Origin of the sequence: Nocardia sp. NPDC019323, from assembly GCF_044389845.1 — a bacterium.
Taxonomy (GTDB): domain Bacteria; phylum Actinomycetota; class Actinomycetes; order Mycobacteriales; family Mycobacteriaceae; genus Nocardia; species Nocardia implantans.
In genome coordinates this window covers 631,199-654,932 of record NZ_JBIRYN010000002.1, presented here as the reverse complement: position 1 = coordinate 654,932, position 23,734 = coordinate 631,199, and the positions used below count along the sequence as shown (strand labels likewise).

Here is a 23,734-nt window from a genome sequence, read left to right as displayed (position 1 = left end):
GTCCCGCCTGCGCCGATCGCCCGAAGCGTCGGTGCGGCCGGGCAGCCGAACGGTCGTATTCCCCGCTATCAATGCTGGGAATTGCGGCAGTGGGGTGGTGACGCGCCGCACCGATACGGTTACCGGGCCACGGCATCGAACGGCACGTCCGGCGGGTCACCGTGGCATCGGCGAGAACAACCATCCTCGCTGAGATCGCTCACAGCAGCGGCCAGTGGGCGTGGTCGCGCGATGAACTATCGGAACGAGGAGAATGCTCGCCATAAAGCTGCTCGTGTGGGGCTTGGTCGCGGGGCTGCTCAGCACTGCCGCGATGGCGGTCTTCTACTCGAACCCGTGGGTGGTCCGCGTCCATACCCGCCACCAGACGACCACCCTCGCCGGGCCGCGTGAACACCCTCTGCCACGGAGTTTCACCGCGAATTTCCTGGGCACGCAGCTCGAGGCGTACGTCATGACCATCGGATACGCCTGGTTGCACCCGCTGCTGCCGATGAACGGACCGACCGGAGCCATCGCACTGGCCGCGCTCTTCGCGGCATTACGCGTCTGCGCGCCGGTGTGGGCACTGTGGATGCGGCGCGCCTATTCCCACGGCTACCTCGCCGTGGAAGTCGCCGCCGGAGTCCTCAGCAGCCTCGTCGTCACGCTCGCCCTCTACGTGCTCATGTGACGCGATCTATTCGCGCCGTTTCTGCCGGAACCCCGCGCAGGGGATGGTTCGATCGAGGCGTGTGGTCCGAATTCGAGGTGAACGCGCCGCCCGCCCGTGGGACGGCCAGCCGGGTCCTGTTCCGGTTCACGCTGGGACGGCGAGCGGTCATACTGCGCCAGACGCTCATCGAGCCGGGTGGCAGCAGCGGGTGGCACTACCACGACGGGACGTTGTTCGTCCTGGTCGCGCGGGGGACGCTGGATCATCCCGGCGCGGACTGCGCGCCGGTCACCTACCGGCGCTGGCGGGTGTTCCGCGAACCCAGCGGGCCGCGCTACCCGCATGTGGCGCGCAACCTCGGCACGGTGCCGGTTTTGCTGTGCGTGCTCTACTGCACGCCGGTCGGCAGTCCGCTGTCCCGCAGCGTCCCGCCGCCGGAGTGCGCGGACGCGCGATGACCAGACTCCGTTCGCGGGCTCGCAGGCATCGCGGAGTGCGGGGACGCGGGGTGACCGGCTTCAGCTCGCGGCCCGACAGGGCGTCGCGACGTGCGCGCGGGCGGGGTGATCGGCCTCAGCTCGCGGGCTGGCAGGCGTCGCGCAGCGAGCAGGCGCCGCAGGAGTTGCCGCAACCACCGGTCTGCGGCGGTGGAGCGATGGCTTCGGCCGCCTGGGCGGCGGCGTTCGCGCCCGCGCCGAGGGTGAACAGCGCGACGACGGCGGCGCAGGCCGCGACCGCCAGCGCGATGAAGCCGTCCGCGGCCAGCCCGACCAGACCGCCGGCGAACAGCAGCGCCCCGGCCGCGATCGAGGTGGGAGCGGCGACGCGGTTGGCGACGCGGAAGGTCTCGTCCGTCGACAGCGCGGCCTCGGTGTGGACACCGAAGAAACGATTGCGGGGCAATCGGCCGGTCAGCCCGAGTGCTCCGGTTGCGACGGCCACCACAGCCAGCACGAACAGGACGAGAGCGACGACGAACACTCATGCAGGCTAGCGCATCGGCGCCGCGCGCCCTCCGACGGGCGGCGACCCGGCGAACCCGGTCGCAACCGCAGGCCAGCCCGATTTTCGGTCCTGCCGACGCGACGTTCTACCCTGATAGACGAAGTTTGTCGGGGATCGGCGACCACAAGAAGGCAGGACCGTGCAAGACACACGTGCAACCGAAAGCGATGTACCTGAGCACCGGTACAACGCAGAGCTTGCCGGCCGCATCGAGCGCCGGTGGCAGCGGGCGTGGGACGAACGCGGAACCTTCCATGCGCCGAACCCGGTCGGGCCGCTGTCCGGCCCGACGCCGCCGGACAAGCTGTTCATCCAGGACATGTTCCCGTACCCGTCCGGCGCGGGCCTGCACGTCGGGCATCCGCTCGGCTACATCGCCACGGACGTGTTCGCCCGCTACCACCGCATGCACGGGCGCAACGTGCTGCACGCCCTCGGCTACGACGCCTTCGGCCTGCCCGCCGAGCAGTACGCGGTGCAGACCGGCGCGCACCCGCGCGACACCACCGAGTCCAACATCGCCACGATGCAGCGCCAGCTGGACCGCCTCGGGCTCGGCCACGACCGGCGGCGCTCGTTCGCGACCACGGATCCGGAGTACTACCGCTGGACGCAGTGGATCTTCCTGCGGATCTACAACGCCTGGTACGACACGGAGCTGAACCGGGCCCGCCCGATCGCCGAGCTGGAAGCCGAGTTCGCGTCGGGTGCGCGGGCCGTGCCCGAGGGCAAGTCCTGGGACGCGATGCAGGCCGCCGAGCGGAACGCGCTGCTGGACTCGTATCGCCTGGTCTATCAGACCGATTCGATGGTCAACTGGTGCCCCGGCCTGGGGACCGTGCTGGCCAACGAGGAAGTCACCGCCGACGGCCGCAGTGAACGCGGCAACTTCCCGGTGTTCCGTAAGCGGCTGCGGCAGTGGATGATGCGCATCACCGCCTACTCCGATCGCCTGGTCGACGACCTGGAGCGGCTGGACTGGCCGGAGAACGTCAAGGCCATGCAGCGCAATTGGATCGGGCGATCTCGCGGCGCGCAGGTGAAGTTCGACGCCGACGGCGAGCAGATCGAGGTCTTCACCACCCGCCCCGACACCCTGTTCGGCGCCACCTACGTGGTGCTCGCGCCGGAACACGAACTGGTCGACAAACTGACCGCCGCCGCCTGGCCGGCCGGAACCGACCCCAGGTGGACCAACGAGGGGGCCGCCACACCGGCCGAGGCCGTAGCGGCCTACCGCAAGTCGATCGCGGCCAAGTCCGACTTGGAGCGCCAGGAGAACAAGGAGAAGACCGGCGTCTTCCTGGGCAATTACGCGATCAACCCGGCCAACGGCGCGGCCGTGCCGATCTTCATCGCCGACTATGTGCTCAGCGGCTACGGCACCGGCGCCATCATGGCCGTCCCCGGGCACGACCATCGCGACTGGGAATTCGCGTCCGTGCTCGGCCTGCCGATCGTCGAGGTGATCAGCGGCGGCGACCTGGAGCAGGGCGCCCACGCGGGCGAAGGCACGCTGGTGAACTCGGACTACCTCGACGGCATGTCCGTCGAGGAGGCGAAAGCGGCGATGATCACCCGGCTAGAGGCCGACGGCCACGGCAAGGGCACCATCCAGTACAAGCTGCGCGACTGGTTGTTCGCCCGCCAGCGCTACTGGGGCGAGCCGTTCCCCATCGTGTACGACGAGCAGGGCGCGCCCCACGCGCTGCCGGAATCCATGCTGCCGGTGCTGCTGCCCGAACTGGACGATTTCGCCCCGGTGACCTTCGATCCCGACGACGCGAATTCCGAACCCTCCCCGCCGCTGGCCAAGGCGAGCGACTGGGTGGAAGTCGAACTGGATCTCGGCGACGGACCGAAGCGCTACCGCCGCGACACCAACGTCATGCCGCAGTGGGCTGGCAGCTCCTGGTACGAGATCCGCTACGCCGACCCGACCAACACGCAGACGTTCTGCGCCAAGGAGAACGAGGCGTACTGGCTCGGCCCGCGCACCGATGTCGGCGGGCCGAACGATCCGGGCGGCGTCGACCTGTACGTCGGCGGTGTCGAGCACGCGGTGCTGCACCTGCTCTACGCCCGGTTCTGGCAGAAGGTGCTGTTCGACCTGGGTGACGTGTCCGCGAGCGAGCCCTATCGGCGGCTGTTCAACCAGGGCTACATCCAGGCGCACGCCTACACCGACGAGCGCGGCGCGTACGTGCCCGCCGCCGAGGTCGTCGAGCGCGACGGCAAATTCTTCTGGACCGACGCCGCCGGCGCCGAGATCCAGGTGCGCCAGGAGTACGGCAAGATCGGCAAGTCGCTGAAGAACGCCATCTCCCCCGACGAGATGTGCGATCTGTACGGCGCCGACACCTTCCGCTTCTACGAGATGGCGATGGGTCCGCTGGACACCTCACGCCCGTGGGCGACCAAGGACGTCGTCGGCGCGCACCGGTTCCTGCAGCGCGTGTGGCGTCTGGTGGTGAACGAGGAGACCGGCGCGGTGCGGGTCACCGACGCGGCCGCGAGCGAGGAGACGCTGCGCCTGCTGCACAAGACGATCGCAGGCGTGGACGAGGATTTCGCCGCGCTGCGCGACAACACGGCGGGCGCCAAGCTGATCGAGCTGACCAACCACCTGACCAAGAGCTACCCCGACGGTGCGCCGCGCTCGGTGGTGGAGCCGCTGGTGCTGATGCTGGCGCCGCTGGCCCCGCACATCGCCGAGGAGCTGTGGGAACGTCTGGGCCACACCGGCTCGCTGGCGCACGGCCCCTTCCCGGTGGCCGATCCCGCACTGCTGGTGGAGGAGTCGGTGGAGTACCCGATCCAGGTGAACGGCAAGGTGCGCAGCCGGATTCAGGTGGCGGCCGACGCGGACAACGCGGCGATCGAGGCGGCCGCGCTGGCCGACGAGAAAATCGCCGCGCTACTCAACGGAGCCGCGCCGCGCAAACTGATCGTCGTCCCGGGCCGCTTGGTGAACATCGTCGCCTGACGCGTCGGCGCGTGTGACCGTGGACTGGTTGCGCTCTTCGGCCGAGATCGATACGGCCGGAGCGCGACCCCGGCGACGTGCGCGCCGACAGCCGTGCGCACGGTTCGGCCGAGAGAGCGCCCGCCGGTGTGACCGCGATCAGGACGGCCGCAGCACACCCTGACGGGCTACGCGCCGACGGGCGAACATTTCGGCTACGTGAGCGCCCGCCGGTGCATCAGCGATCAGTACGGCCGCAGGACAACCTCGGTGGGATGCGCGTCGCGCGGTGTGTCGATGGCGGTGCGCACCGTGTACGCCACGGTCTCCGGTGTGAGGAAGTCCTCGGGCCGGTACTCGCGCCCCTCGCCCGCGATGATCGCCCGCTGCATATCGGTGTCGATGCGGCCGGGATGGATCGAGGTGACCCGCAACTCCGGCTCCTCTAGGCGCAACGCGTCGCCGAAGGCGCGCAGTCCGAACTTGCTCGCCGCGTAGGAGGCCCAGCCCGCGTTGGCGCGCAGCCCCGCACCCGAGTTGATCAGCACCACGTGACCCTGGCCTTCCCGCAGCGCGGGCAGCAGCAGCCGGGTGAGTTCGGCGACCGCGATAACATTGGCTTCCAATGTGTTTCGCCACTGCTCGACTGTGGATTCCGCGATCGTGCCGAGATCGGCGATGCCCGCGTTGTGCACCAGCACATTCAGGCTCCGGATCGGCGCGACAGCCTCGGCGAGGGCGGCGTAGTCGGTCAACTCGACCGGCCAGCCCCGCGCGCCGGGCAACTCGGCGAGGATGCCACGCAGCGACTGCGCCGATCGCGCACCGAGCAGCAGATCGTGGGTCGGCGCGAGTTCCCTGGCGATCGCGGCGCCGAGGCCGCGACTGGCGCCGGTGATCAACGCGGTCGGTTTCGAGGACGCGACGGAACTCATGGGCCCCACCGTAACCGGCTGGGCGAAGAAGGCGTAAAAACCCGTAGCACTGGACGAACGACTAGCGCTGCGGGCCGCATCGGGGCGAGAATCTCGGGCAGCGAATCACGGACGGGGCGTGCGAAAGTGAGAACCGCCGAACACGAAGCGGCCACAGGCCGATCGGATGGTGATGAAACGGACACCGCTGAGCGGGCATATCTGCGGGTGACATCGCAGAATAAGGGGATGGCGCATCCGGGCTTCACCCCCACCCAGCTCGCGGCCCGCGCTGCCTACCTGCTGCGCGGTAACGACCTGGGCACCATGACCAGCGCGGCGCCCCGGCTGTACCCGCACATGTGGAGCTGGGACGCGGCGTTCGTCGCGGTCGGCCTCGCGCCGTTGAGCGTGGAGCGCGCCGTGATCGAGCTGGACACCCTGCTGTCCGCGCAGTGGAAGAACGGCATGATCCCGCACATCGTCTTCGCCAACGGCGTGGACGGCTACTTCCCCGGCCCGGCCCGCTGGGAATGCCGCAAGCTGGCGGCCAACGCGCCGGACGGTCCGGACACCTCCGGGATCACCCAGCCGCCCGTGCACGCCATCGCGGTGCAGCGCATCCTGGATCATTCGCGCAGGCACGGCCGCAGCACCAGGTCGGTGGCCGAGGAGTTCCTCAATCGGCGCTGGCCGGATCTGGTGCGCTGGCACCGGTGGCTGGCGCACGCTCGCGACCCCAAGGAGACCGGCCGCATCACGCTGTACCACGGCTGGGAGTCCGGGATGGACAACTCGCCGCGCTGGGATCGCGCCTACGAGCACGTGGTCCCCGGCGACCTGCCGCCCTATCGCCGCGAGGACGTGCTGGTGGTCTCCGATCCGACCCAGCGCCCGACCGACCGGGAGTACGACCGCTACTTGTGGCTGGTCGAGCAGATGCGCCGAGCCGGTTACGACGACTATCAGCTCGCCTCGACCATGAGCTTCGCCGTCGAGGACGTGTTCGTCACCGGGATCTTCGCGCTGGCCTGCGAGGTCCTGGCCAATATCGGCGAGGAGTACAAGCAACCGCACGCCGACGTGCGCGATCTCTACGCGTGGGCCGACCGGTTCCGCGCGGGAGTCGTGGCGACGACCGACGCGCGCACCGGCGCGGCCCGCGACTTCGACGTGCGGTTGCAGCGCTGGATCAACACCGAGACGCTTTCGATGTTCGCGCCGCTGCTGTGCGGCGGTCTGCCGCGCGACACCGAGCGCGCGCTGCTGCGCCTGTTCGAGGGTCCGCGCTTCTGCGGTCACCCGGATCTGCGCTACGCGCTGCCGCCCTCCACCTCGCCGGTGTCCAAGGATTTCCGTTCCCGCGAGTACTGGCGTGGGCCGGTGTGGCCGGTGATGAGCTGGCTGTTCTCGTGGGTCTTCGCCCGGCGCGGTTGGGCCGAGCGTTCCTTCATGCTGCGCGCCGAGGGCCTGCGCCAAGCCAGCGACGGCAGCTTCGCGGAGTACTACGAGCCGTTCACCGGGGAACCGCTCGGCAGTATGCAGCAATCTTGGACGGCGGCGTCGGTGCTGGATTGGCTGGGGTGAGAGCACAGAAGAGCTCTGACACCCCAGCTGTCACACTGGTAACGGCCAGAGCGAATGGCTATCGTCCTCCGGCATGGGCATCTGGAGGTCGACCACCCGCCGCGGCGCGGCGCTGTCACTGCTCACGCTGTCCGGCGTTCTCGTCGCCACGCTACCGGCGACCGCGACGCCGACCGGTCCGGACGTCTCTTCCTGGCAGCACACCGACGGCACCCTGATCGACTGGTTCGCCGTCAAACGTTCCGGCCACGACTTCGCGATGGTCAAGGCCACCGAGGGGCTGAACTACATCAACCCGTACTTCGTGCCCGACAGCCTGCTGATGCGCGCGGCCGGAATGGCGCGGGGCACCTACCACTACGCCAGGCCCAACCTGCCGCCCGAACCGCAGGCCGCGCTGTACGCGGCGGTGGTGCTGGGCCAGAACGGGCCGCTCGATCTGCCGCCGGTGCTGGATCTCGAGGTCACCGGCGGTCTCGCCCCGGCCGCCCTGATCGACTGGACCCGCCGCTACCTGAACACCGTGGAAACGCTCACCGGCCGCGTCCCGATCGTCTACACCTATCCCGTCTTCTGGCGCACCGCGATGGCCGACACCCACGAGTTCGCCCAGTACCCCCTGTGGATCGCCGACTATCGCGGCAACTCGCAACCCGAGGTCCCCGGCGGCTGGTCCACTTGGACGTTCTGGCAGACCACCGACAGCGGCGCGATTCCGGGCATCGAGGGCCGCGTCGACCTCAACGTCTACAGCGGCGCCCAAGGCGGTTTCGCCGGCTACGCCAACATGGGCGGCACCGGCAGCGGATAGGAGTGAGGCCGCTACCCGCCCAGTCGGGTAGCGGCCTCACTCGCGGGGAGAGCCGCGGAGAGTGGCCGTGGTTGCAGGGGGCCGGAGCGCCGCGGCTGCGGTATCAGACCCCGATGCGGCCGCCTGCCTTCTTCCAGACCGCCACGACCGAGGGGCGCGGCTGGGCCGTGCCGCCGTCGGGCCAGTGCGACAACGGGTTGTCCGGGGTGGCATCGTCGGCCTCGCCGGGATGCTGCACGCACACCATGACCCGCGCCTCGCTGACCACCGGGCCGCAGGTCTCCGCACCGCGCGGAACGGTGAGGAACTGCTTGGTCTGGCCGCGATTCGGGCCGTCGAGCACCACGGAGAACAATCCGTCGTTCGACTTCAGCGCGTTGCCGTCGGTGGCGATCCACAGGTTGCCGTACGGATCGAAGGCCAGGTTGTCCGGGCAGGAGATCGGACTCACCTTGGACTTGTCGTAACCGGCGAAGTAGGTGTCGGCCGCCGCGGGATCGCCGCAGACCAGCAGCAGCGACCAGGTGAACGTGGTGCCGGTGTGGTTGTCATCGATCTCCAGGATCTGGCCGTTCTTGTTCAGCTTGCGCGGATTCGCCTCGTCCGGCCCCTGCTTTCCTTCCGCGCCGCGGTTGTCGTTGTTGGTCAGCGCCACGTACACCTTGCCGGTGTAGGGGCTGGCCTCGAAGTCCTCCGGGCGGTCCATCTTGGTGGCGCCCACCTTGTCGGCTGCCAGGCGGGTGAACACCGCCACCTCTTCCGCGCTCATACCGTCGACCAGCGACTTGCCCTTGCCGTCCGCGCCGGTCTCCAGCAGTGGAATCCACTGGCCGGTGCCGGTGAAGCCCTTCTCGGACGGCTCGGCGCCGGTGCCGTCGATCTTGTCCGCGTGATCGCCCGTGAGCTTGGCGACATACAGCGTGCCCGCGTCCAGGATGGTCAGGTTGTGCCGCATGCTCGCCGCTCCGGTGCCCGGCTGGATCTTGCGCGAGGACACGAACTTGTACATGTATTCGAACTTCTCGTCGTCACCGGTGTAGGAGACGACGTCGCCGTTCTTCGTGACATAGATGGTGGCGGCCTCGTGCTTCACCCGGCCCATCGCGGTGTGCTTGATCGGCGTCGAGTTCGGGTCCCACGGATCGACCTCGATGACGTACCCGAAGCGGTTGGCCTCGTTGGGTTCCTGCGCCAGGTCGAAACGCTTGTCCGCGCGCTCCCACAGGTTGGCGGTCTTGCCCGCGGCGAAACCGTAGCGCTTCAGGCGCGCCGCGGCGGCGGGCTCGATCACCTTGTCGGCGTTGGCGAAGTAGCCGTGGAAGTTCTCCTCACCCGACAGCACGGTGCCCCACGGCGTCAGGCCGCCGGAGCAGTTGGCGAAGGTGCCGAGCACCTTGGTGCCGGTCGGATCGGCCGAGGTCTTCACGAATTCGCTGCCCGCGGCGGGACCGGTCAGCTTGAACTCGGTGGTCGCGGTGATCCTGCGGTTGTACTTGCCGAAGACGGGAACCAGCTTGCCGGAGCCGGATTCGCCCTTGACCTCGACCACGCTCAAGCCGTGCGCGGCCATGGTGACCGCGATCTGCTCGTCGGTCGGCGCGTCCTTGTTGTAGCCGCGGAACATGTGCGGGCTGGTGGTGTACTCGTGATTGACCACCAGCAGGTAGCCGTTGGCCTGGCCCTCGATCGGCAGCAGAGCGGCGAAGTCGTTGTTGTAGCCGAACTGCCTTGCCTGCGCGGCGGCGGTCTGCTTGTCGAAGTCGAAAGCGGGCGCGTCCGGGAACAGCGGATCGCCCCAGCGGATCACGACGGCCTGCTCATAGCCGTCCGGGATCACCACGGCGTCTTCTTTGTTCGGCGCGACGGCCGCGAAGTCGGTGCCGGTTCCGGGCGGCCCCGCGGGCGAGGTGGAGCCTACGGTGGTCGGCTCATCGTCGTCACCGCAGGCCGCGAGGACGCTGCCCGCGCCGACCGCGAGCACGGCGGCCGCGCCGCCCTTGATCAGTCCGCGCCGGTTCAGCGAGCTGACGATGTCACCGAAGTAGGCGCCCGAAGAAGTGTTCGGCGCCTCGTGGAAGCACGCGTTCGCGCACTTGTACTCACATGTCACGGCAGCGCGCGACGACTGTCCGTCGTGCTTCACGAAAAGGGCGAGTGGCTGAAGACTCACGGTGACTCCTGGGTTGGGCCGATGGCCGCACGGTAAACCATCCGGACCATCCGGAAGGGACGACAAAGTGAACAACCGCCCAACTAGGTAACCCTCGAATTGCCGAACCGCCAGGCCTGGGAACAGACGAAAGCCGCGCCGATTCGATGATCTCGAATCGGCGCGGCGTCGGTGTCGAAAGGTGGCTGCCTCGTTTTCGGTGAAACCGGCCCGGACCGGCTCACCCATCAGGCGTTCACCGGAAGGGCGATGACGACCTCGCTCTCGTTCTCCGGCAGGTAGTGCGCCCGCACGACGCGACCCACCTGCACCTGCCCGACGCTGGCGGGGGCGAGGAACTTCGTCACCCGGGTGGAGAAGCTCGACCCGTCCGGCCGGGTGACCACCAGGCCGAGCCCGACCTCGGAGTGCCCGTCGCGGATGTTGCCGGTGACCGACAGCGACTGCACCACCGCCTGGGTGGCGATGCCGCGCTCGGCGATGTCGAGCTTGTGCCGCGTGGTGATGCCCTTGCGGATCAGGGACTCGTTCATCGCGTTCTGCGCGGCGGAGGCGTCGCCGGACAGGTCGACCTCGACCCGGTCGGTCCGGCCGGGAAGGTAGCGCACGGGCAGCACCACCCCGGCGCGCAGCAGGGCCAGCTCGGTGAACGGCACGATCATCTTCGCGGAGGAGTGGAAGATCTTGCCGTCCGCGCCTTCGACGCTGAACTCGACATGGACCTGCGGCTGGTCGTTGACCGTGACCCCGGTCTGCCGCACCGATCGGACGGTGCCGAGGCCGGTGAGTCCGTCGCGGAATTCCGCGCTGTTGCGGCCGGTCAGCGCGCTCATGATGCCTTCACCGGTGAACGCGAAGACCATGGGAACCAAGGTGAGCGCGATGATCGGCAGCGCCATCTCGAAGCCGAGCCAACCCATTCCGGCGGGCTCCCATTCGCTGGTGGGCACGTAGGTGACGGCGTGGTAGACGTAGTAGCCGATCGCGGCGGCGCCGAGGGCGAGGGCGATCAGACGGATCTTGTTCATGACGTTTCCTTTTGGTGTTCGAGAGATTCGCCGCGCCCCGTCATCCCGGATAGTCCGGGATGACGGGGGCGGATCGGGGTGCATTGCGGCGATCAGGCGCCGACGATGGACGAGCAGGCGAAGGTGATGTCGAACTTCGACGTCTTCGGCCCGGCCAGCGGGTTGGTCAGGTCGGGGGCGCCGACGCCCTCGCCGGTGACCTTGAACGTGTTGCCGTCCTTGACGACCTTCGCGGAGCCGCCCGGCATGCCGTTGCCGAAGCCCACCGCGTAAGGCAGGCCGTTGTCGCCGCCCTTGCTGCCCGCGATCGCGACCGCCTGCACGGTGTTCGAGTCGGTGATGGTCGCGCTCACCGAGAGGTTGCCGTAGGCGGAGTTCGCCGTGTCGGTCAGCGCGAGCGCCAGCGTGCCGCCCTGCTTGGCGCAGGTGGTGTCGAACTTCGCGTCGAAGGTCTTGCCGTCGACCGAAGCGACCGACTTCCCCGCCGGAGCGGCCGGCTGCGCCGAGGACGGCGCGGGCGCGGCGGGCGAGCTGCCCTTGCTGTCACCGCATCCGGTGAGCACGGCCACCGCGGCGGCGGCGGCGAAAGCGGCGGCGGCGATGCGGAGCGAAGTGGCGTTCATGGTCTGTGTCCTTGTCGTTCGAGGGGCGAAGCCCCTGGTCCTGTTCTCCGGCCCTCCTGTTGGGCCGTTGAGAAAAAGGTACGAACGATTCGCCCCCTACCGATCCCAGGTTTTCCGCGTTTTCGCTGGTAGAGGACTCGCACCCCCACGCAACCCCCGCCCAGCCGCCCTCGAACGCGACGGCACCAAGCCACCCGGCCCTGCCGTCGAGTGGCACATGGCTGTGGCATTTCGCGAGAAGAGGTCTCCACCGTGTGCCGCTGATCTTGATGTGCGCCGGTCTTGCTTGGCGGCTGCCTCGGTCGCGACTGTTCGATCGACAGGTACAACGAGAACGGCCCGGCCCCCTGTCCCAAGGACAGCGGGCCGGGCCGTGGTGATCGCCAGTGCTACGGGTGCTTGAACTCGCCGTCGTTCACGCCGGCGGTGAAGGCGTCCCACTCACCGGGGGTGAACACCAGCGCCGGGCCGGTCGGATTCTTCGAGTCGCGGACGCCGACCATGCCGCCTTCGAGGTGCGCGACCTCGACGCAATCCTTAGTCCCACTACGGGTGCTCTTGAACCACACCGCGCCGGATAGATCAACGTTCACCGTTCATACTCCTTCGCAACCTGGAGGACGAGGTTTCGGCTGGCAGCCTGATCGAGTGCCAGGCGGTCCAGCTCGGCTGTGACCTGACGGTACTGCCGCACCTCGTCGGTTTTCTCAAGGTACAGGTCCCCGATGAAGCCTTGGAGGTAGACCACCGGGGGCATGGTGAGATCCGCGGTGGTGTGCCGTGGGAACTCGAGGAGGACGAAGGAACCGATCAGGAGCGCGCGGTAGATGCCGGTCGAGGTCGGCACGACGCGTATGGAAATGTTTGCCGACTGACCTCCGTCCGCGAGATGCAGAAGTTGTTCAGTCATGACCGAGGTACTTCCCGCAGTGCGACGAAGGGCGGACTCGTCAACGAACACATCCATGGCGAGCGGGTTCTTCTTGGCAGTCAGCCGCGACCGACGCTTCCGGCCGACCTCCAAGTGCCGCTCGACGTCTTCCACTGGCATGTTCGGATACTCGGCCCAGATGATCGCTCGTCGGTAGTCGTCGGTTTGCAGCAGGCCCGGCAAGACGGTGGTCTGGTACGACGTGATCCGGTTGGCGGCGTCCTCTAGGCCGACGAATAGCCCGAAGTCTTTCGGGATCGTGTCATCGGCAAACGCCTGCCACCAGCCTTTTGCGCCCTTTGTTTCCTTCACCAGCTCTAGGACAACCTGAGTCTCCTTCTCGGTGGCGTTGTAGAGCTGACACAGTCGCTCGATCAGGACCGGGTTGAAGCGGACGGGTTGACCCGTCTCCATCTTCCAGATCGTTGATCGAGCCGAGGCGATCGCAGCAGCTGCGGCCTCTCTCGTGATGTCGGCGCGCTCGCGCAGCGTCTCCAGCTGCATGCCGAGCATGCGCCGCGCGATTGTGGAATCCGTTGCCATCTCGACCTTTCGGAGTGCGTTGCAACTCGAACAAGGATGCAACAACAACTAAAACAGCGCCGGATTTTTGGAAACGTTCGCGCTGAAATCGTCGCAGCAAGCAGGGTTGTGGGTGTCTCCTTGGTAGCGCGCCCGGTGGCGTGAGCAGGTGACGGCGATCTTCCACTCACGTTCCCGACGCCGGTCACTCCCCAGCCTGGCTGGCCGGGCCGGGCGCACCTAACCGCCTTCGATGTGAGTTGAGGTCTGCCGATGGATGAAGGAGCGTTCGGGGACACACCGCTGTCCCGCTGCATGTTCTATCGCAGGGATTGCGGTTTCAATGCCGTGATCGATCCGCCGGAACTCGGCCGGATCGTGATGCGCGCCGGGTCGGTGTGGGCGGTGACCATGCCCAGCAGGTTGGGCCGAGCGGTGAAAGCGCACATGCAGAGCGGCGGCGGCGCGCTCGGACCCATTGTCGGGCATCCGCGTTCGGGTCGCTGGACGTTCCTTGTCCGTCCCGACATCGAAGACGACGACGTCAAGCTGTTCGCCGAGATGTTCCGCCGGGACGTGAGCATCGCGCGCGAGGGAGCCGTCATCGCGCTTCCCTCCCCTAGCCCGAACGGCTCCATCCGGCAATGGGTTGTTCCGGCTCGCAACGCTTTCCTTCCGTCCGGCCTTGCTGTCGTCGAGGCCGTACGGGCGTGGTCCGAAGTGGTTCCCCAGGCCCCGCGCTATGGCCGGTAGCGCAATGCTGCCTGTGCTCATCGCCTTCGGGGTCGTCTCGTGGCTCGCGATCTGCTTCTTCGTGAGCACGGCGATCCTCGAGTACCGCGTCACCCGCGCGGAAAAGCTCTATCTGGAACTCGCAGCGAATCGATCAGTTCCATCCGATGCCGATATCGAGCGCTTGTGTGACCTCACCGAGCCACGCCGCGATCCGTGGGTGCGCCCGGATCTGATCTCGGCGTAAGCGGCCGTCGCTCCACCGCAACAGGCACATAACTCCGCAGTTCTCTCGCGGCTCCACGCCGCCGTCTCGTGGGAGGTGTTCACCAATGGCCGTCGAGGGCGATGCCGAGATCGACGCCGAGTCCAACGGGCCGTGCTACGACACCAACGTTCTCGCCCGGACCCTTTCCTGGTTGGACCACAACAACCCGCACTGGCCGATGCAGAGCTACGAGGCCGCGCGCACGGCCTACCACCATCACCAAGACTGCCCACCGATGACGTGCGCCACCTACATTGCGGCGCTCTACAAAATCAGGAAATGGACTGCTGTCGAGAACGATTCCGATGTCCCTCGGCAGCGAGTGATCATGCAAACCACGCGATCCACCGCACGGCGCGAATACAAACCGGCCCTCGACAACACCCGGGAACAACTGTCACCCCACCCGGAGCAGCCGGACGTACGCCTGGCGGTAGTGATCGACGGCCACCGCCTGGACTTCGCCGCCTGCCTCACCTCCGCCCTATGGTTCCTCCAAGAACAGCACCGGCGACGATTCGTCGACTCCGTAGAGGTGATCCCCGGCGACACAACCGGCTTACGCCGCTTGCCGAACGAAAGACTCTACGACGGACCCTGAATCAGTGGTACACCCGGCAACAGCTCAGCATGACCGAGCGGTTCCTCGCCTGCGGTGTCCACAGTGCCCACCGTTGAAGATTGCCGCGACGGCGCTGGCCGCGCTCGGACAGATTAGAAGCCTTCGTCAGCTGCCTTGCCAGGCTGATGGATGCCGCAGGTCAGAGCGATCGCACGCGGGTCGGTTCAGCGAAGCGCCGTCCGACGGACATTGCTGCGCGGGCCGGTTGCGGAGCCGTCCACGGCGAACGCGTGACACATAAATTACGTTGTGCTGAAACCGATCGCGATCTGCGTGCGTCCAAAGATATCGACTGCCTTTATTCACAGGCCGGGGGGTGTCTCGTACTCGGGGTGACGCGTATCCGGTGCCGGGATAGGCGAGTCGATTCATGTTTCGACGAAGCAGGGGGATATCCCATGAAGGTTCGCAATGACCAATCAGCTGCGCCGACAAGCCGAGTCGGTCGAACGCTTCTCTTCGCAACGACACTGGCGATCGCTATGATCGCGAGCGTGCTGACCTCCGGTTCCGCACAAGCGTCGTATCAGCCGTGCACCAACTACAGAGTCACCACCCAATGGGGCCGAGTCGAAGTCGACACCAGGCCGAAGGACAGAGACCCCATCGGCAACATCGCATGGGCCATGTTCCTCAACAACATCGCCGACATCCCGGGCAGGTACGACTACCAGATATTGGTCAACGGCAGGGCCATCGAGACGGACAACAGGTTCAAGGACGACAACTTTCACATGTCCATCCCAAGGTATTTGGATGGGCGTTATCGGTATGAGTCTGGGGATGAAATCCAGGTCATCGCCTCTCACGCCGCGGGCAAGAACCTGTACGTGACCCCCATCAACCGCTGCACCGTCCCCTACACGGCAGGATAGTTACATGGGTCAGGAAATTTCGAGGCGAGGCGCCGACCTGCTGGCGGCCGACATCGAGTCGGCTCTCGGCTTCGAGGTACACATCGATGAAACGATCCCTGAGCGCCTTCGCCGACTACCTGATCCACCGGGGTGGCGTATCGAGTTCACCGTCCCCGACTTGAGCGTCGTGGTCGGCACCACGCCCGTCGAGAGCACACCCAACGGTGTGGCGTGCAGACTGGCGCGGGAAGTCCACGACGACATCCTGTCCCGCAGTGGAAAGATCTGGCCCGCCGACCCCGCGGGTGGGGACCAGCCGTTGCTCCCCACTCTCGACGGATGGCGTGGGCCGGGTGGCTTGATACCGTTCGGGCAGGTCAAGACAGCCAAGGATCCTGATCCCAGCCTCGACGGCGTGGTCCGATGGTGGCTGCCCGACACCTACGACGGACTCATCGCCAGCCACTCCGGCGACGTATGGTTCTCCTTCTGGCAATACCAGGGCGACGAACAACTCATCACGCCGGGCATGCCGGTGACATGGGTCGTCGGCGAAGGCGGGCACGGAAAGTACCGCAAGGCAGACGAAGTCCGGCCGGCTCAACCGTAGCCCAGTGTTCGGTCGGTATGCCGCCGACTGCGAGGGCAGACCAGCGAGAACGAGGCTTTTCGGCCTGGATATGGGCGACTTCACGCGATCGTCGCAACCTCCCGATCAGGAGGTTGCGACGAGCGTGTTGCTTTCGCAAGAGCGTGGAGTTTCCGTGATCAGGTTGTGCTGGACGGCCGGTATCTCGGGGCCTACGGCTACCCAGGTAGAACCCGGGCCGGTGCCACAATCGTGTAATGACAGCCGCCAGAATGGCCCTCCATCAACGGCTTTCGGTGTCCCTGGCTTCGCGCAGCGATGCCGAACTCGCTGAGCTCGTAGACACCGGTCGAGTCACGAGCCTGGGTGTGGGCGGCGGTACGGCGGTCATCGATGTCGACGGTGCGCCGGTGTTCACCAAGCGAATCCCCCTGACCGACCGGGAGCTCGCCGAGCCGGGTTCCACAGCGAACCTCTTCGACGTGCCGCTGTTCTGCCAGTACGGCATCGGCGGCCCAGGCTTCAGTGCATGGCGGGAGCTGGCCGCGAACATCATCGTCACCGACGGCGTTCTGGCCGGAGAGACGCAGTCGTTCCCGGTGCTCTACCACTGGCGGGTGCTGCCCGGCCGGTCGCCGGTCGCAGCCGAACACGCCGACATCGACACGGTGGTCGCCGCCCAGGGCGGCTACCCCACCGTGCGGACCCGTCTCGAAGCGCTGGCCGCCGCACCGTCCAGTCTCGTGCTGTCCTGCGAATACATCCCACACCCGATAGCGGACTTGCTGCGAGAGGACCCGGCCGACAAGGCCGCCACAGTCGAACGGCAGTTCTCAGAGATCGTGGCGTTCCTGCGCGATCGGAAGTTGCTGCACATGGACTGGCACTTCGGCAACTTACGCACCGACATGGAGCGCATCTATCTCAGCGACTTCGGGCTGGCGACCTCGCCGCGATTCGACCTGTCAGCCGCCGAGCGCGACTTCGTAGAACGCCACGCCACTCATGACGCCAGCTACTCCGCCATGCGACTGGTCAACTGGCTGGTGACCGAAGTCTGCGGAGTGCCGATGCCGTCCAGCGGCGGCCCCGTCGCCCGCAACGAGTACGTCCGCCAATGCGCCACCGGCCACATCCCGGATGACGTACCACCAGCCGTGGCCGCGATCCTGACCCGCCACGCACCTGCCGCCGCGAAGCTGAACGCCTTCTTCTGGAAACTTTTCGACGGCGACATGCACGCCGCGTACCCCGGCGCGTGAACGACTGGAGACCTTTCTACGTTTTTCGCTTTCGCCCTGAGCAACCTTGTCGACCACGACGCCGCCTCCGCGATTTCGCCCTGTCCCCGCGTGAGCATGAGATATGGACAAGATCCGCGGATCAGTAGGTCAGGCAACGTCCGTTCCGGTGGTGTCGTCGAGGTGCTTGTCGACGGTTGGCTGGAGCTGAGCGAGGATCATCCAGTTGTTCGGGTTCTTGATGTAGGTTGCCCGGACTCGGTAACGCCCTGGATCGAGGGCGATGTGGAGCTGGTTGTCGAGTTCGATCTCAGTTCCCGGCCAGGCCGAGTCGAAAAGCACGACGGATTCTCGTATCTCCCAGATGAGGTCTTCGCCTTGATCCCATGTGATGTGTTCTTGTAATGCTTGCTGCGCTGCGGCGACGAGTTCTGCTTCGGAGTCTGCCGCTGCCCATCGCAGGAACGTCCGCTCGGCTGGGAGATATGTCGTGCGAGCGGGTTGGTCTCCAAGGACCAATGCCTGCTGCGAGCCGACTGTGACCAGGCCGATGTACCCCTCAACCGAGCAGGCTCGGCCGTAGTCGCCCCACGTTTCTACGGGTCCGTCCATGTCGGCTGTGCCGCCCCAGTGGCCAAGTTCTGATTCGGGGGCGATCAGCAGGGGGCCTCCAGCGGACTCGACCCAGGTGTAAAGCATGACGGCTCACTCTTTGTCGTTTGTCTGTCGGTTTCTCGTACCTGTCATTGTCAACTAGTTGGATCCTCCATGGCCGACTCCTGACCTCATGATCCGCCGAAAAACGGAGCGGTTACCGAGGGACAACGATGACCTGGTTGGGATCGTCGTAGAGAATCCGGCCTGGATCATCCGATTCCAGACGAGTCCATGCGACGCCGTGGAAGTCCAGTATCGCGAGATAGCCGCCCACGCGGGCGAGGAACTGGGTGGCAGAGGACTTGAACCATGCTTCTGCCCTGGGGTGGCGGGTTCGATCGTAGGGCGAGGGATCGAGGCGTCCGGGGTCGATGAGATACGCCTGATACCAGGCATTTTCGCGTCGATGGAAGTGTTCCTGCTCAGCATTGAGGCAGCCGGACCATGCCAAACCGTTGACCAACGCGAAAACGCCCGGATAGCGGCCGTTCCGGTTCGGCGCCGCCGCTTGATATCGGACGAATGCCGTCTCGGTATCGCTCGAGTCGGATGACTGCACGAGTTCAGCAGACCAGGCGATAACGGTGGGGGCAAAGTATCGGCCGGGCGCACCGCCCTACTGCCAGGTCGCGGTATCGGGGTCGATGCCGTGGGCGCGCGCGCTGGCGTCGATGATTCGACGGAACCACGGGGCAAGACCGGCTCGGATGCCGTCGTAGTGGGCGGCGAATCCCGGATCGGCCTCGTACCTGCGGCCGAGACAGACCTGCATCTGCCTGGTGAGGGGAAAGTACGAAGCGAAAACCTCACGGTGTCGCTCGACGAGTTGATTCGCTTCCGGGCTCCCAGGTGTGACACCGGCGTCCATCGCGTCCCCGAGGGCGCGGTCGAACTCGGCAACGGCATCGGCGATGGCCTGCCATTCCTCCGGACCGCGCGAGGCCGCGTGTTCGGCGTACTGCTGCCATTGCGTCGTGTCTCCGTAACGCTCACGCGCTCGGGCGGGCCAGTCGGGGTCCCACTGGGGGCCGAAGATCGCGGCCTGCTGCTCGGCGGTAAGCAGCAGGCCGCGCTCGTGGGCGTCGATCATCCGGTCCAGTCCGGCGCTGAGTCGCTGGAGGCGGTCGATCCGTTCGGCGACCTGAGCACGCTGCGCGCGCAACGCGCCGGGCACGTCCGCGGTCGAGTCGTCCAGGATGGCCCGAATCCGGTCCAGCCCGAGACCGAGCTCACGGTAGACGACGATGCGGTGCAGTCGTTGCAGATCACCAGCGGTGTATAGCCGATACCCGGCAACCGTGCGCAGCGACGGCCGCGCCAGACCGATCTCATCCCAGTGGTGCAGCGCGCGGACCGTCACGCCCAAACGCGCCGAGACCTGACCGACAGTCAGGCCATCGGTATCGGCATCAGGCATGCTCACCATTGTCACCGCGACCGGCGTCCGGTGGCCTGATCCCGACGGCCTCGAGGTCCCGCGCCTCCTGACTGTCCGGATCGAAGGGTTTCGCGGCGGTGAAAACGATCCGTGCGTTCTCAGGGGTTATCACCATCACGTCGCGGGTGTTCCAGGGAGTATCCCGGGGGCCATCGACCGAGTTCGGACGCAACGCACGGCAAGCTTCGACAAGAGCATCGACCTGGTTGAGCACGCACGCGAAACTGAAGCTCACCGCCGGTGGCTGCTCCGGAACGTTCTCGGCAGGGACGAGAAGTACGTCCTGAAAAGCCCATCGGCGCAGATGCACAACGCTGCCGGGAATACTGAACAGCTCGAAGAATCCGAGGCCACGAGTCCAGAAATCCACCGACACCGCCAAATCGCTCGTGGGGATCGTCGCGAACGCGGGCATTCCATAGATGCCACGGAACGGCTCCGGCGCGACCGCATCCGGACCGGGAGTGGGGACGGGGCTCATCTCGAACGCGTTGTAGTAGTCACTCATGCACCCCACCTTCCAGCCTCACGCAACGTAAGGGTCAAGCCGCCGGGCAGGGAACATCGCACTCGTAGGGGCGGCGGAACTAGACCGATAGATTCCTGGCTTCCCGGGCGTAGCAGCCATGCCCCGCCGACAGCCCGGGCATGATAACCACGTTGGCGGCAGCCATCCCCGATGCGGATGTGGAAGGGTGAGTCCACTTAAGAATTCGATTCGGTCGATATCCGGTTCGAGTCCAAGGAGCGAGGAGCGGCTTGGTGGAAGCAACGTTCGATGTGGCTGATTTGGTGGGGTATCGCTATCGAGTGGATGACTACTACGAAGTGGGCCGGGAGAAGATCCGCGAGTACGCGCGTGCTGTCCAGGATTTCCATCCGGCACACTGGAGCGAGGACGCTGCCTGCGAGTTCGGGTACGCCGGTTTGGTCGCGCCGACCACGTTCATCTCGACGGCAGCGATGCTGGCCAACCGTAAGCTCTTCGAGACAGTCATCAGCGGCTACGACGTCTTCGTGCAAACCGATCAAGTGTTCGAGGCGTACAAGCCGGTGCTCACCGGCGACCGGTTGATCAGCGATGTCGAACTCACCTCTGTTCGCCGCATAGCAGGCAAAGACCTGCTCACCGTCACCAACACTTTCGCCGACCAGACCGGCGAGGTGGTGCAGATCATGCATACGACCGTCGTCGGTATCACCGGTGAGGAAGTCGACGCAGGCATCAGTGCCGCGATCGAACGCGTGATCATGCACGGTATCGATGTGCCCTCGCGAACCGCGGCCGCGGCCGGGCAGAGTGCGACGAACCCGGTTCCGCAAACCAGCCCACGCCTCTCCACGATCTCGCGCACGCGTGTCCCGCATACCGCGATCCGATTCGAGGACGTCGCTATCGGCTCCGAGCTTCCTGCTCGGATCGTGTCGCTGACGCGGGGCGATCTGGTGAATTACGCAGGAGTCTCCGGTGACGCGAACCCGATCCACTGGCACGACGGGGTCGCCGCGCTGGCGAATCTCCCTGATGTGATCGCACACGGCATGCTCACCATGGGCCTCGGGGCAGGATTCGTCACCGGTTGGCTCGGTGATCCGGGTGCGCTCACCAGGTACGGGGTACGGCTGTCGAATTACACAATCGTCGAAGCCGCCGCTGCCGGGAGCGTCGAGTTCACCGGGCGCGTCAAGTCGCTCGACCCCGGGACCAGGACCGCTGTCGTCGTCATCGTCGCGAAGTCCGCAGGACGCAAGGTCTTCGGCTTGGCCACGGCGGAGGTGCGCCTCGCGTAGGGCGACAAGCGGACCGGCTGGCCCGCGCCCGATCCGCGCGCAACAACTGACGGCCGCGGCCTCACAAGCGAGTCGGATCGATGACCCGGCCGAGCCCTCAGCACCCCTACTGACGCCGTAATTCGCCGATACCACCGTTGGTCACAGCCACTAGCGCCGTCGAAATTGGCCGACAAACAGATGATCTGCCGACTTCCGTCGCCAACACCGCAATCCACGAGAGACGAACCGCGCTACCCCCTCGCCCGCCGCGACATGCAGGTGAAGATGCCAATTGTGCTGTTCGTCGCCGAGCGCGGTCAGAACCTGACAACTCCCGCCCCTGAACCGCCCACGGCACCAGGATTACTCGCCAAACGGCGTCAACATTTACCGTCCTAGCCGGATGTCGGAGGTGTTCAGCAGGAGTGTGCGGGGTTCAGATGCCCGCGCTGCCGGTGGATGGGCGTGCCCGGCGCAGTTCGCAGGCCAGCCGGTCGGCGTCGGGCCGGTCCTCGCCGGAGCGGGCGCAGCCCTGCGAGGTGTAGCCCTGTCGGTCGTAACCCCAACGGTCATAACCGTAATGGTCATAACCCCAACGGTCGTAGCCCCAACGGTCGTAACCCCAGACATCGAAACCGTCGGGGCCGTAGGGGTCTTCTGGCTCAGCAGGTTTCGGCAATGACGGGGTCGTCACGGGCGGTTCGGTCGTTACCGGCGGAGCAGTGGTGACCGGCGGAGCAGTGGTGACCGGCGGAGTACTGGTCACCGGTGGGACAATGGTGACCGGTGGGACAGTGGTCACCGGCGGAGCAGTGGTCACCGGCGGCACCGTCGTCACGGGCGCGGTGGTGACGGGTGCGGTAGCGCTCGGGCTTTGATCAGAAGTTGCGAATGCCGGTATGACAAGCGCGGCCGGAGCAAGCGCCACCGTCCCGGCGACTGCGGCCAGCAGGACAGACTGCCGAACGGTGCGCGAACTTCTCCTCCACTGCGACATAGTTGACCTCCAACGCGATATGAGCGCGCTCACCGCACCCGAGTCCCCTATCGGTCGAATGTCCAAAATCTGTTACATAGGAGTGACTTTCGCGCCCGTCATGTTTCAGGAGGCGTGAGCCCTCAGGGGCCCCGGCCTGGTTCTGGCGAACGGAGTCGATCCGTGCGGGATTGATCCCGATACTGGTCGACGAGATGCTGGTAGAAGCTGTTCTCCGGCGCTTCCAGTGGGATGGCCCGCAGGCCGATCGTGACCTTCCGGCCGACCACCTTCGAGTATCCGTCTTGGTCGATGCCGAGATCCGCTACGACCGCTGATACCAGTTCGTCCAGTTCCTCGTCCGTCACATAGACGGCGAGACGGCATTCGACCGGGACGCGCGCCGGGTCGTACGCGTCGCCCCACGCGCGCTGAGCGAACTCGTCGACCGCCGTGACCGGCCCGAAGCTCGTGAAGCACGGGATACGGTTCACCTCGCGGATCCGATGGGTGCTTTCTTCGAGCGCCAGTGCGACGGGGTGGATTCCCTCATCGTGGAGGGCGCCCGGCCCGGCCGCGTCCGGCATCCCGAGTTCTACCGCGAACTCCCACACCTGATGTTCGTCGTCCACGTACAACAATCCCTGCTACTTCTTCGATGAGCTCTCGACGCGGCATCAACCGGAATTCGCGGCTGCTCCCCCGGACCAGTTGGCCGCTATCTCACCGGCCTTGGGTGGCGATGAACGCTTGTACGGCGTCGAGGAATTCCGGGCCGCCCACTACATAGCCGCCGACGGTTCCACCGATCAGTACGCCCACGGGGACGCTGACGCCCCAGATCAGGGGCATACACGCGCCCAGGAGGCCGCCCACGATCGCGCCGCCGACCACGCCGGGCAGGTTCTTGTCGATCTGCTCCTTGAGCCGGTCGTAGGAGCTGATGTCCTCCAGTTGCGCGATATCCGCCGGGGTCGATGTCAGGGTGCGGTCGTCCGCGCCGACGTGCTGGTAATTGACGCCATGATCCGAACCGGAAGTCGCGTCCCCCGCAATCACCGCGGCCGGCTGTTCCGTTACGACCGGTTCCGCATGAGCGGTGGCCGCGGCTATGCCCACGGTCGAGATGGCCATGAAAACGGCAGCGGTGATTTTCTCGAGCTTCATCTTCGAATCCCTCCACTCAGCTGCCCCTGATGGGCGGACCGAATCAGACCTTAGGCGTCGAAGTGGAAAGTGTGTGTAAGCCACACGCAGTTCGAAGTCACCGCGCCGCATTTGTGCACCGGCCCCAGCGCCGTTCAGTACAGCATTCAGCATGAGGTCAACAGTGGGGCCGACTCGATTCCGCGCCGAGCCCACCGTGTAGT

27 protein-coding genes are annotated in these 23,734 nt (G+C 66.3%); 13 read left to right on the top strand and 14 right to left on the bottom strand.

The features are described 5' to 3' along the window. Positions 1-253: 253 nt before the first annotated feature. Together ACH49X_RS10400 and ACH49X_RS10395 are read left to right on the top strand one after the other, a co-directional pair. Complete coding sequence (locus ACH49X_RS10400; RefSeq protein WP_357208484.1) at positions 254-673, top strand: hypothetical protein; 420 nt, start codon at positions 254-256, stop codon at positions 671-673. Positions 674-732: 59 nt separating this feature from the next. Then, a complete protein-coding gene (locus ACH49X_RS10395) occupies positions 733-1,113 on the top strand; it encodes a hypothetical protein (RefSeq protein ID WP_357109706.1) in 381 nt (126 codons plus the stop codon). Positions 1,114-1,228: 115 nt separating this feature from the next. Here ACH49X_RS10395 and ACH49X_RS10390 read toward each other — a convergent pair whose 3' ends face one another. Continuing rightward, positions 1,229-1,636: an SdpI family protein gene (locus ACH49X_RS10390; RefSeq protein WP_195044020.1), complete on the bottom strand. Its 408-nt coding sequence runs from the start codon at positions 1,634-1,636 to the stop codon at positions 1,229-1,231. Between the two features lie 163 nt (positions 1,637-1,799). Here ACH49X_RS10390 and leuS point away from each other — a divergent pair, with 163 nt between their 5' ends. Continuing rightward, positions 1,800-4,646 (top strand): leucine--tRNA ligase, encoded by a 2,847-nt coding sequence (leuS, locus tag ACH49X_RS10385; protein WP_357208481.1) that lies wholly within the window; start codon positions 1,800-1,802, stop codon positions 4,644-4,646. Between the two features lie 224 nt (positions 4,647-4,870). Here leuS and ACH49X_RS10380 read toward each other — a convergent pair whose 3' ends face one another. Beyond that, a complete protein-coding gene (locus tag ACH49X_RS10380; protein ID WP_195080973.1) occupies positions 4,871-5,560 on the bottom strand; it encodes an SDR family oxidoreductase in 690 nt (229 codons plus the stop codon). A gap of 228 nt (positions 5,561-5,788) precedes the next feature. Here ACH49X_RS10380 and ACH49X_RS10375 point away from each other — a divergent pair, with 228 nt between their 5' ends. Together ACH49X_RS10375 and ACH49X_RS10370 are read left to right on the top strand one after the other, a co-directional pair. Further along, positions 5,789-7,126 carry an MGH1-like glycoside hydrolase domain-containing protein gene (locus ACH49X_RS10375; protein ID WP_195080974.1) on the top strand — a complete coding sequence of 446 codons (1,338 nt, stop codon included), beginning with the start codon at positions 5,789-5,791 and terminating at the stop codon, positions 7,124-7,126. 73 nt (positions 7,127-7,199) lie between these two features. Further along, positions 7,200-7,937 (top strand): glycoside hydrolase family 25 protein, encoded by a 738-nt coding sequence (locus tag ACH49X_RS10370; RefSeq protein WP_195080975.1) that lies wholly within the window; start codon positions 7,200-7,202, stop codon positions 7,935-7,937. Positions 7,938-8,040: 103 nt separating this feature from the next. Here ACH49X_RS10370 and ACH49X_RS10365 read toward each other — a convergent pair whose 3' ends face one another. From ACH49X_RS10365 to ACH49X_RS10345, 5 genes are all read right to left on the bottom strand, one after another. Beyond that, on the bottom strand, positions 8,041-10,107 hold the full coding sequence (locus ACH49X_RS10365) for a PhoX family phosphatase (protein ID WP_195080976.1): 2,067 nt from the start codon (positions 10,105-10,107) through the stop codon (positions 8,041-8,043). Positions 10,108-10,334: 227 nt separating this feature from the next. After that, positions 10,335-11,135, bottom strand: coding sequence for a hypothetical protein (locus ACH49X_RS10360; protein WP_195080977.1), 801 nt, complete (start codon positions 11,133-11,135; stop codon positions 10,335-10,337). A gap of 92 nt (positions 11,136-11,227) precedes the next feature. Beyond that, positions 11,228-11,758 carry a lipoprotein LpqH gene (locus ACH49X_RS10355; RefSeq protein WP_357109719.1) on the bottom strand — a complete coding sequence of 177 codons (531 nt, stop codon included), beginning with the start codon at positions 11,756-11,758 and terminating at the stop codon, positions 11,228-11,230. A gap of 389 nt (positions 11,759-12,147) precedes the next feature. Continuing rightward, the gene (locus ACH49X_RS10350) at positions 12,148-12,351 is read right to left on the bottom strand and encodes a DUF397 domain-containing protein (protein WP_357208478.1); all 204 of its coding nucleotides are present in this window, start codon (positions 12,349-12,351) and stop codon (positions 12,148-12,150) included. Beyond that, a complete protein-coding gene (locus ACH49X_RS10345; RefSeq protein WP_357208476.1) occupies positions 12,348-13,232 on the bottom strand; it encodes a DUF5753 domain-containing protein in 885 nt (294 codons plus the stop codon). The genes ACH49X_RS10350 and ACH49X_RS10345 overlap by 4 nt, the downstream gene beginning before the upstream one ends. Positions 13,233-13,484: 252 nt before the next feature. Between ACH49X_RS10345 and ACH49X_RS10340 the strand changes: the two genes are divergently transcribed. From ACH49X_RS10340 to ACH49X_RS10315, 6 genes are all read left to right on the top strand, one after another. Beyond that, positions 13,485-13,964, top strand: coding sequence for a DNA-directed RNA polymerase subunit beta (locus ACH49X_RS10340; RefSeq protein ID WP_357109728.1), 480 nt, complete (start codon positions 13,485-13,487; stop codon positions 13,962-13,964). Positions 13,965-13,968: 4 nt separating this feature from the next. Then, positions 13,969-14,190 (top strand): hypothetical protein, encoded by a 222-nt coding sequence (locus ACH49X_RS10335; protein ID WP_195080981.1) that lies wholly within the window; start codon positions 13,969-13,971, stop codon positions 14,188-14,190. A gap of 85 nt (positions 14,191-14,275) precedes the next feature. Beyond that, positions 14,276-14,812: a hypothetical protein gene (locus tag ACH49X_RS10330; RefSeq protein WP_195080982.1), complete on the top strand. Its 537-nt coding sequence runs from the start codon at positions 14,276-14,278 to the stop codon at positions 14,810-14,812. A 419-nt stretch (positions 14,813-15,231) separates the two neighbouring features. Next, positions 15,232-15,708, top strand: a complete 477-nt coding sequence (locus ACH49X_RS10325) for a hypothetical protein (RefSeq protein ID WP_195080983.1) — start codon at positions 15,232-15,234, stop codon at positions 15,706-15,708. 4 nt (positions 15,709-15,712) lie between these two features. Next, entirely contained in the window at positions 15,713-16,300 is a 588-nt protein-coding gene (locus tag ACH49X_RS10320) for a hypothetical protein (RefSeq protein WP_357109734.1), read from the top strand. 236 nt (positions 16,301-16,536) lie between these two features. Further along, positions 16,537-17,541, top strand: coding sequence for a serine/threonine protein phosphatase (locus tag ACH49X_RS10315; protein WP_357208473.1), 1,005 nt, complete (start codon positions 16,537-16,539; stop codon positions 17,539-17,541). 129 nt (positions 17,542-17,670) lie between these two features. On the opposite strand, the gene ACH49X_RS10310 is transcribed toward ACH49X_RS10315, so the two are convergent. The 4 genes from ACH49X_RS10310 to ACH49X_RS10295 form a co-directional block, all read right to left on the bottom strand. Continuing rightward, on the bottom strand, positions 17,671-18,219 hold the full coding sequence (locus tag ACH49X_RS10310) for an Imm21 family immunity protein (RefSeq protein WP_195080986.1): 549 nt from the start codon (positions 18,217-18,219) through the stop codon (positions 17,671-17,673). A 112-nt stretch (positions 18,220-18,331) separates the two neighbouring features. Further along, positions 18,332-18,736 carry a hypothetical protein gene (locus ACH49X_RS10305; protein ID WP_357208470.1) on the bottom strand — a complete coding sequence of 135 codons (405 nt, stop codon included), beginning with the start codon at positions 18,734-18,736 and terminating at the stop codon, positions 18,332-18,334. 57 nt (positions 18,737-18,793) lie between these two features. Further along, entirely contained in the window at positions 18,794-19,594 is an 801-nt protein-coding gene (locus ACH49X_RS10300; protein ID WP_357208467.1) for a MerR family transcriptional regulator, read from the bottom strand. Next, positions 19,587-20,123, bottom strand: a complete 537-nt coding sequence (locus ACH49X_RS10295; protein ID WP_357208464.1) for a VOC family protein — start codon at positions 20,121-20,123, stop codon at positions 19,587-19,589. Before ACH49X_RS10295 ends, ACH49X_RS10300 begins: the two co-directional genes overlap by 8 nt. Positions 20,124-20,374: 251 nt before the next feature. Here ACH49X_RS10295 and ACH49X_RS10290 point away from each other — a divergent pair, with 251 nt between their 5' ends. Beyond that, on the top strand, positions 20,375-21,406 hold the full coding sequence (locus ACH49X_RS10290; protein ID WP_195080989.1) for a fused (3R)-hydroxyacyl-ACP dehydratase subunits HadA/HadB: 1,032 nt from the start codon (positions 20,375-20,377) through the stop codon (positions 21,404-21,406). A gap of 418 nt (positions 21,407-21,824) precedes the next feature. On the opposite strand, the gene ACH49X_RS10285 is transcribed toward ACH49X_RS10290, so the two are convergent. Next, the gene (locus tag ACH49X_RS10285) at positions 21,825-22,082 is read right to left on the bottom strand and encodes a hypothetical protein (RefSeq protein ID WP_195080990.1); all 258 of its coding nucleotides are present in this window, start codon (positions 22,080-22,082) and stop codon (positions 21,825-21,827) included. Positions 22,083-22,113: 31 nt separating this feature from the next. On the opposite strand from ACH49X_RS10285, the gene ACH49X_RS10280 reads away from it, so the two are divergent. Beyond that, positions 22,114-22,266, top strand: a complete 153-nt coding sequence (locus tag ACH49X_RS10280) for a hypothetical protein (RefSeq protein WP_357208462.1) — start codon at positions 22,114-22,116, stop codon at positions 22,264-22,266. A 241-nt stretch (positions 22,267-22,507) separates the two neighbouring features. Here ACH49X_RS10280 and ACH49X_RS10275 read toward each other — a convergent pair whose 3' ends face one another. Beyond that, positions 22,508-22,996 (bottom strand): hypothetical protein, encoded by a 489-nt coding sequence (locus ACH49X_RS10275; protein ID WP_195080992.1) that lies wholly within the window; start codon positions 22,994-22,996, stop codon positions 22,508-22,510. A 91-nt stretch (positions 22,997-23,087) separates the two neighbouring features. Then, a complete protein-coding gene (locus tag ACH49X_RS10270; protein ID WP_195080993.1) occupies positions 23,088-23,531 on the bottom strand; it encodes a hypothetical protein in 444 nt (147 codons plus the stop codon). Between the last annotated feature and the right edge of the window lie 203 nt (positions 23,532-23,734).

What these genes read in the sequence shown, in the direction of transcription:
- ACH49X_RS10400 (WP_357208484.1), top strand. Translation starts at nt 254, where the DNA reads ATGCTCGCCATAAAGCTGCTCGTGTGGGGCTTGGTCGCGGGGCTGCTC.
- ACH49X_RS10380 (WP_195080973.1), bottom strand. Translation starts at nt 5,560, where the DNA reads ATGAGTTCCGTCGCGTCCTCGAAACCGACCGCGTTGATCACCGGCGCC.
- ACH49X_RS10375 (WP_195080974.1), top strand. Translation starts at nt 5,789, where the DNA reads ATGGCGCATCCGGGCTTCACCCCCACCCAGCTCGCGGCCCGCGCTGCC.
- ACH49X_RS10370 (WP_195080975.1), top strand. Translation starts at nt 7,200, where the DNA reads ATGGGCATCTGGAGGTCGACCACCCGCCGCGGCGCGGCGCTGTCACTG.
- ACH49X_RS10360 (WP_195080977.1), bottom strand. Translation starts at nt 11,135, where the DNA reads ATGAACAAGATCCGTCTGATCGCCCTCGCCCTCGGCGCCGCCGCGATC.
- ACH49X_RS10355 (WP_357109719.1), bottom strand. Translation starts at nt 11,758, where the DNA reads ATGAACGCCACTTCGCTCCGCATCGCCGCCGCCGCTTTCGCCGCCGCC.
- ACH49X_RS10345 (WP_357208476.1), bottom strand. Translation starts at nt 13,232, where the DNA reads ATGGCAACGGATTCCACAATCGCGCGGCGCATGCTCGGCATGCAGCTG.
- ACH49X_RS10340 (WP_357109728.1), top strand. Translation starts at nt 13,485, where the DNA reads ATGGATGAAGGAGCGTTCGGGGACACACCGCTGTCCCGCTGCATGTTC.
- ACH49X_RS10335 (WP_195080981.1), top strand. Translation starts at nt 13,969, where the DNA reads ATGCTGCCTGTGCTCATCGCCTTCGGGGTCGTCTCGTGGCTCGCGATC.
- ACH49X_RS10330 (WP_195080982.1), top strand. Translation starts at nt 14,276, where the DNA reads ATGGCCGTCGAGGGCGATGCCGAGATCGACGCCGAGTCCAACGGGCCG.
- ACH49X_RS10325 (WP_195080983.1), top strand. Translation starts at nt 15,232, where the DNA reads ATGAAGGTTCGCAATGACCAATCAGCTGCGCCGACAAGCCGAGTCGGT.
- ACH49X_RS10320 (WP_357109734.1), top strand. Translation starts at nt 15,713, where the DNA reads ATGGGTCAGGAAATTTCGAGGCGAGGCGCCGACCTGCTGGCGGCCGAC.
- ACH49X_RS10315 (WP_357208473.1), top strand. Translation starts at nt 16,537, where the DNA reads ATGACAGCCGCCAGAATGGCCCTCCATCAACGGCTTTCGGTGTCCCTG.
- ACH49X_RS10310 (WP_195080986.1), bottom strand. Translation starts at nt 18,219, where the DNA reads ATGCTTTACACCTGGGTCGAGTCCGCTGGAGGCCCCCTGCTGATCGCC.
- ACH49X_RS10300 (WP_357208467.1), bottom strand. Translation starts at nt 19,594, where the DNA reads ATGCCTGATGCCGATACCGATGGCCTGACTGTCGGTCAGGTCTCGGCG.
- ACH49X_RS10295 (WP_357208464.1), bottom strand. Translation starts at nt 20,123, where the DNA reads ATGAGTGACTACTACAACGCGTTCGAGATGAGCCCCGTCCCCACTCCC.
- ACH49X_RS10270 (WP_195080993.1), bottom strand. Translation starts at nt 23,531, where the DNA reads ATGAAGCTCGAGAAAATCACCGCTGCCGTTTTCATGGCCATCTCGACC.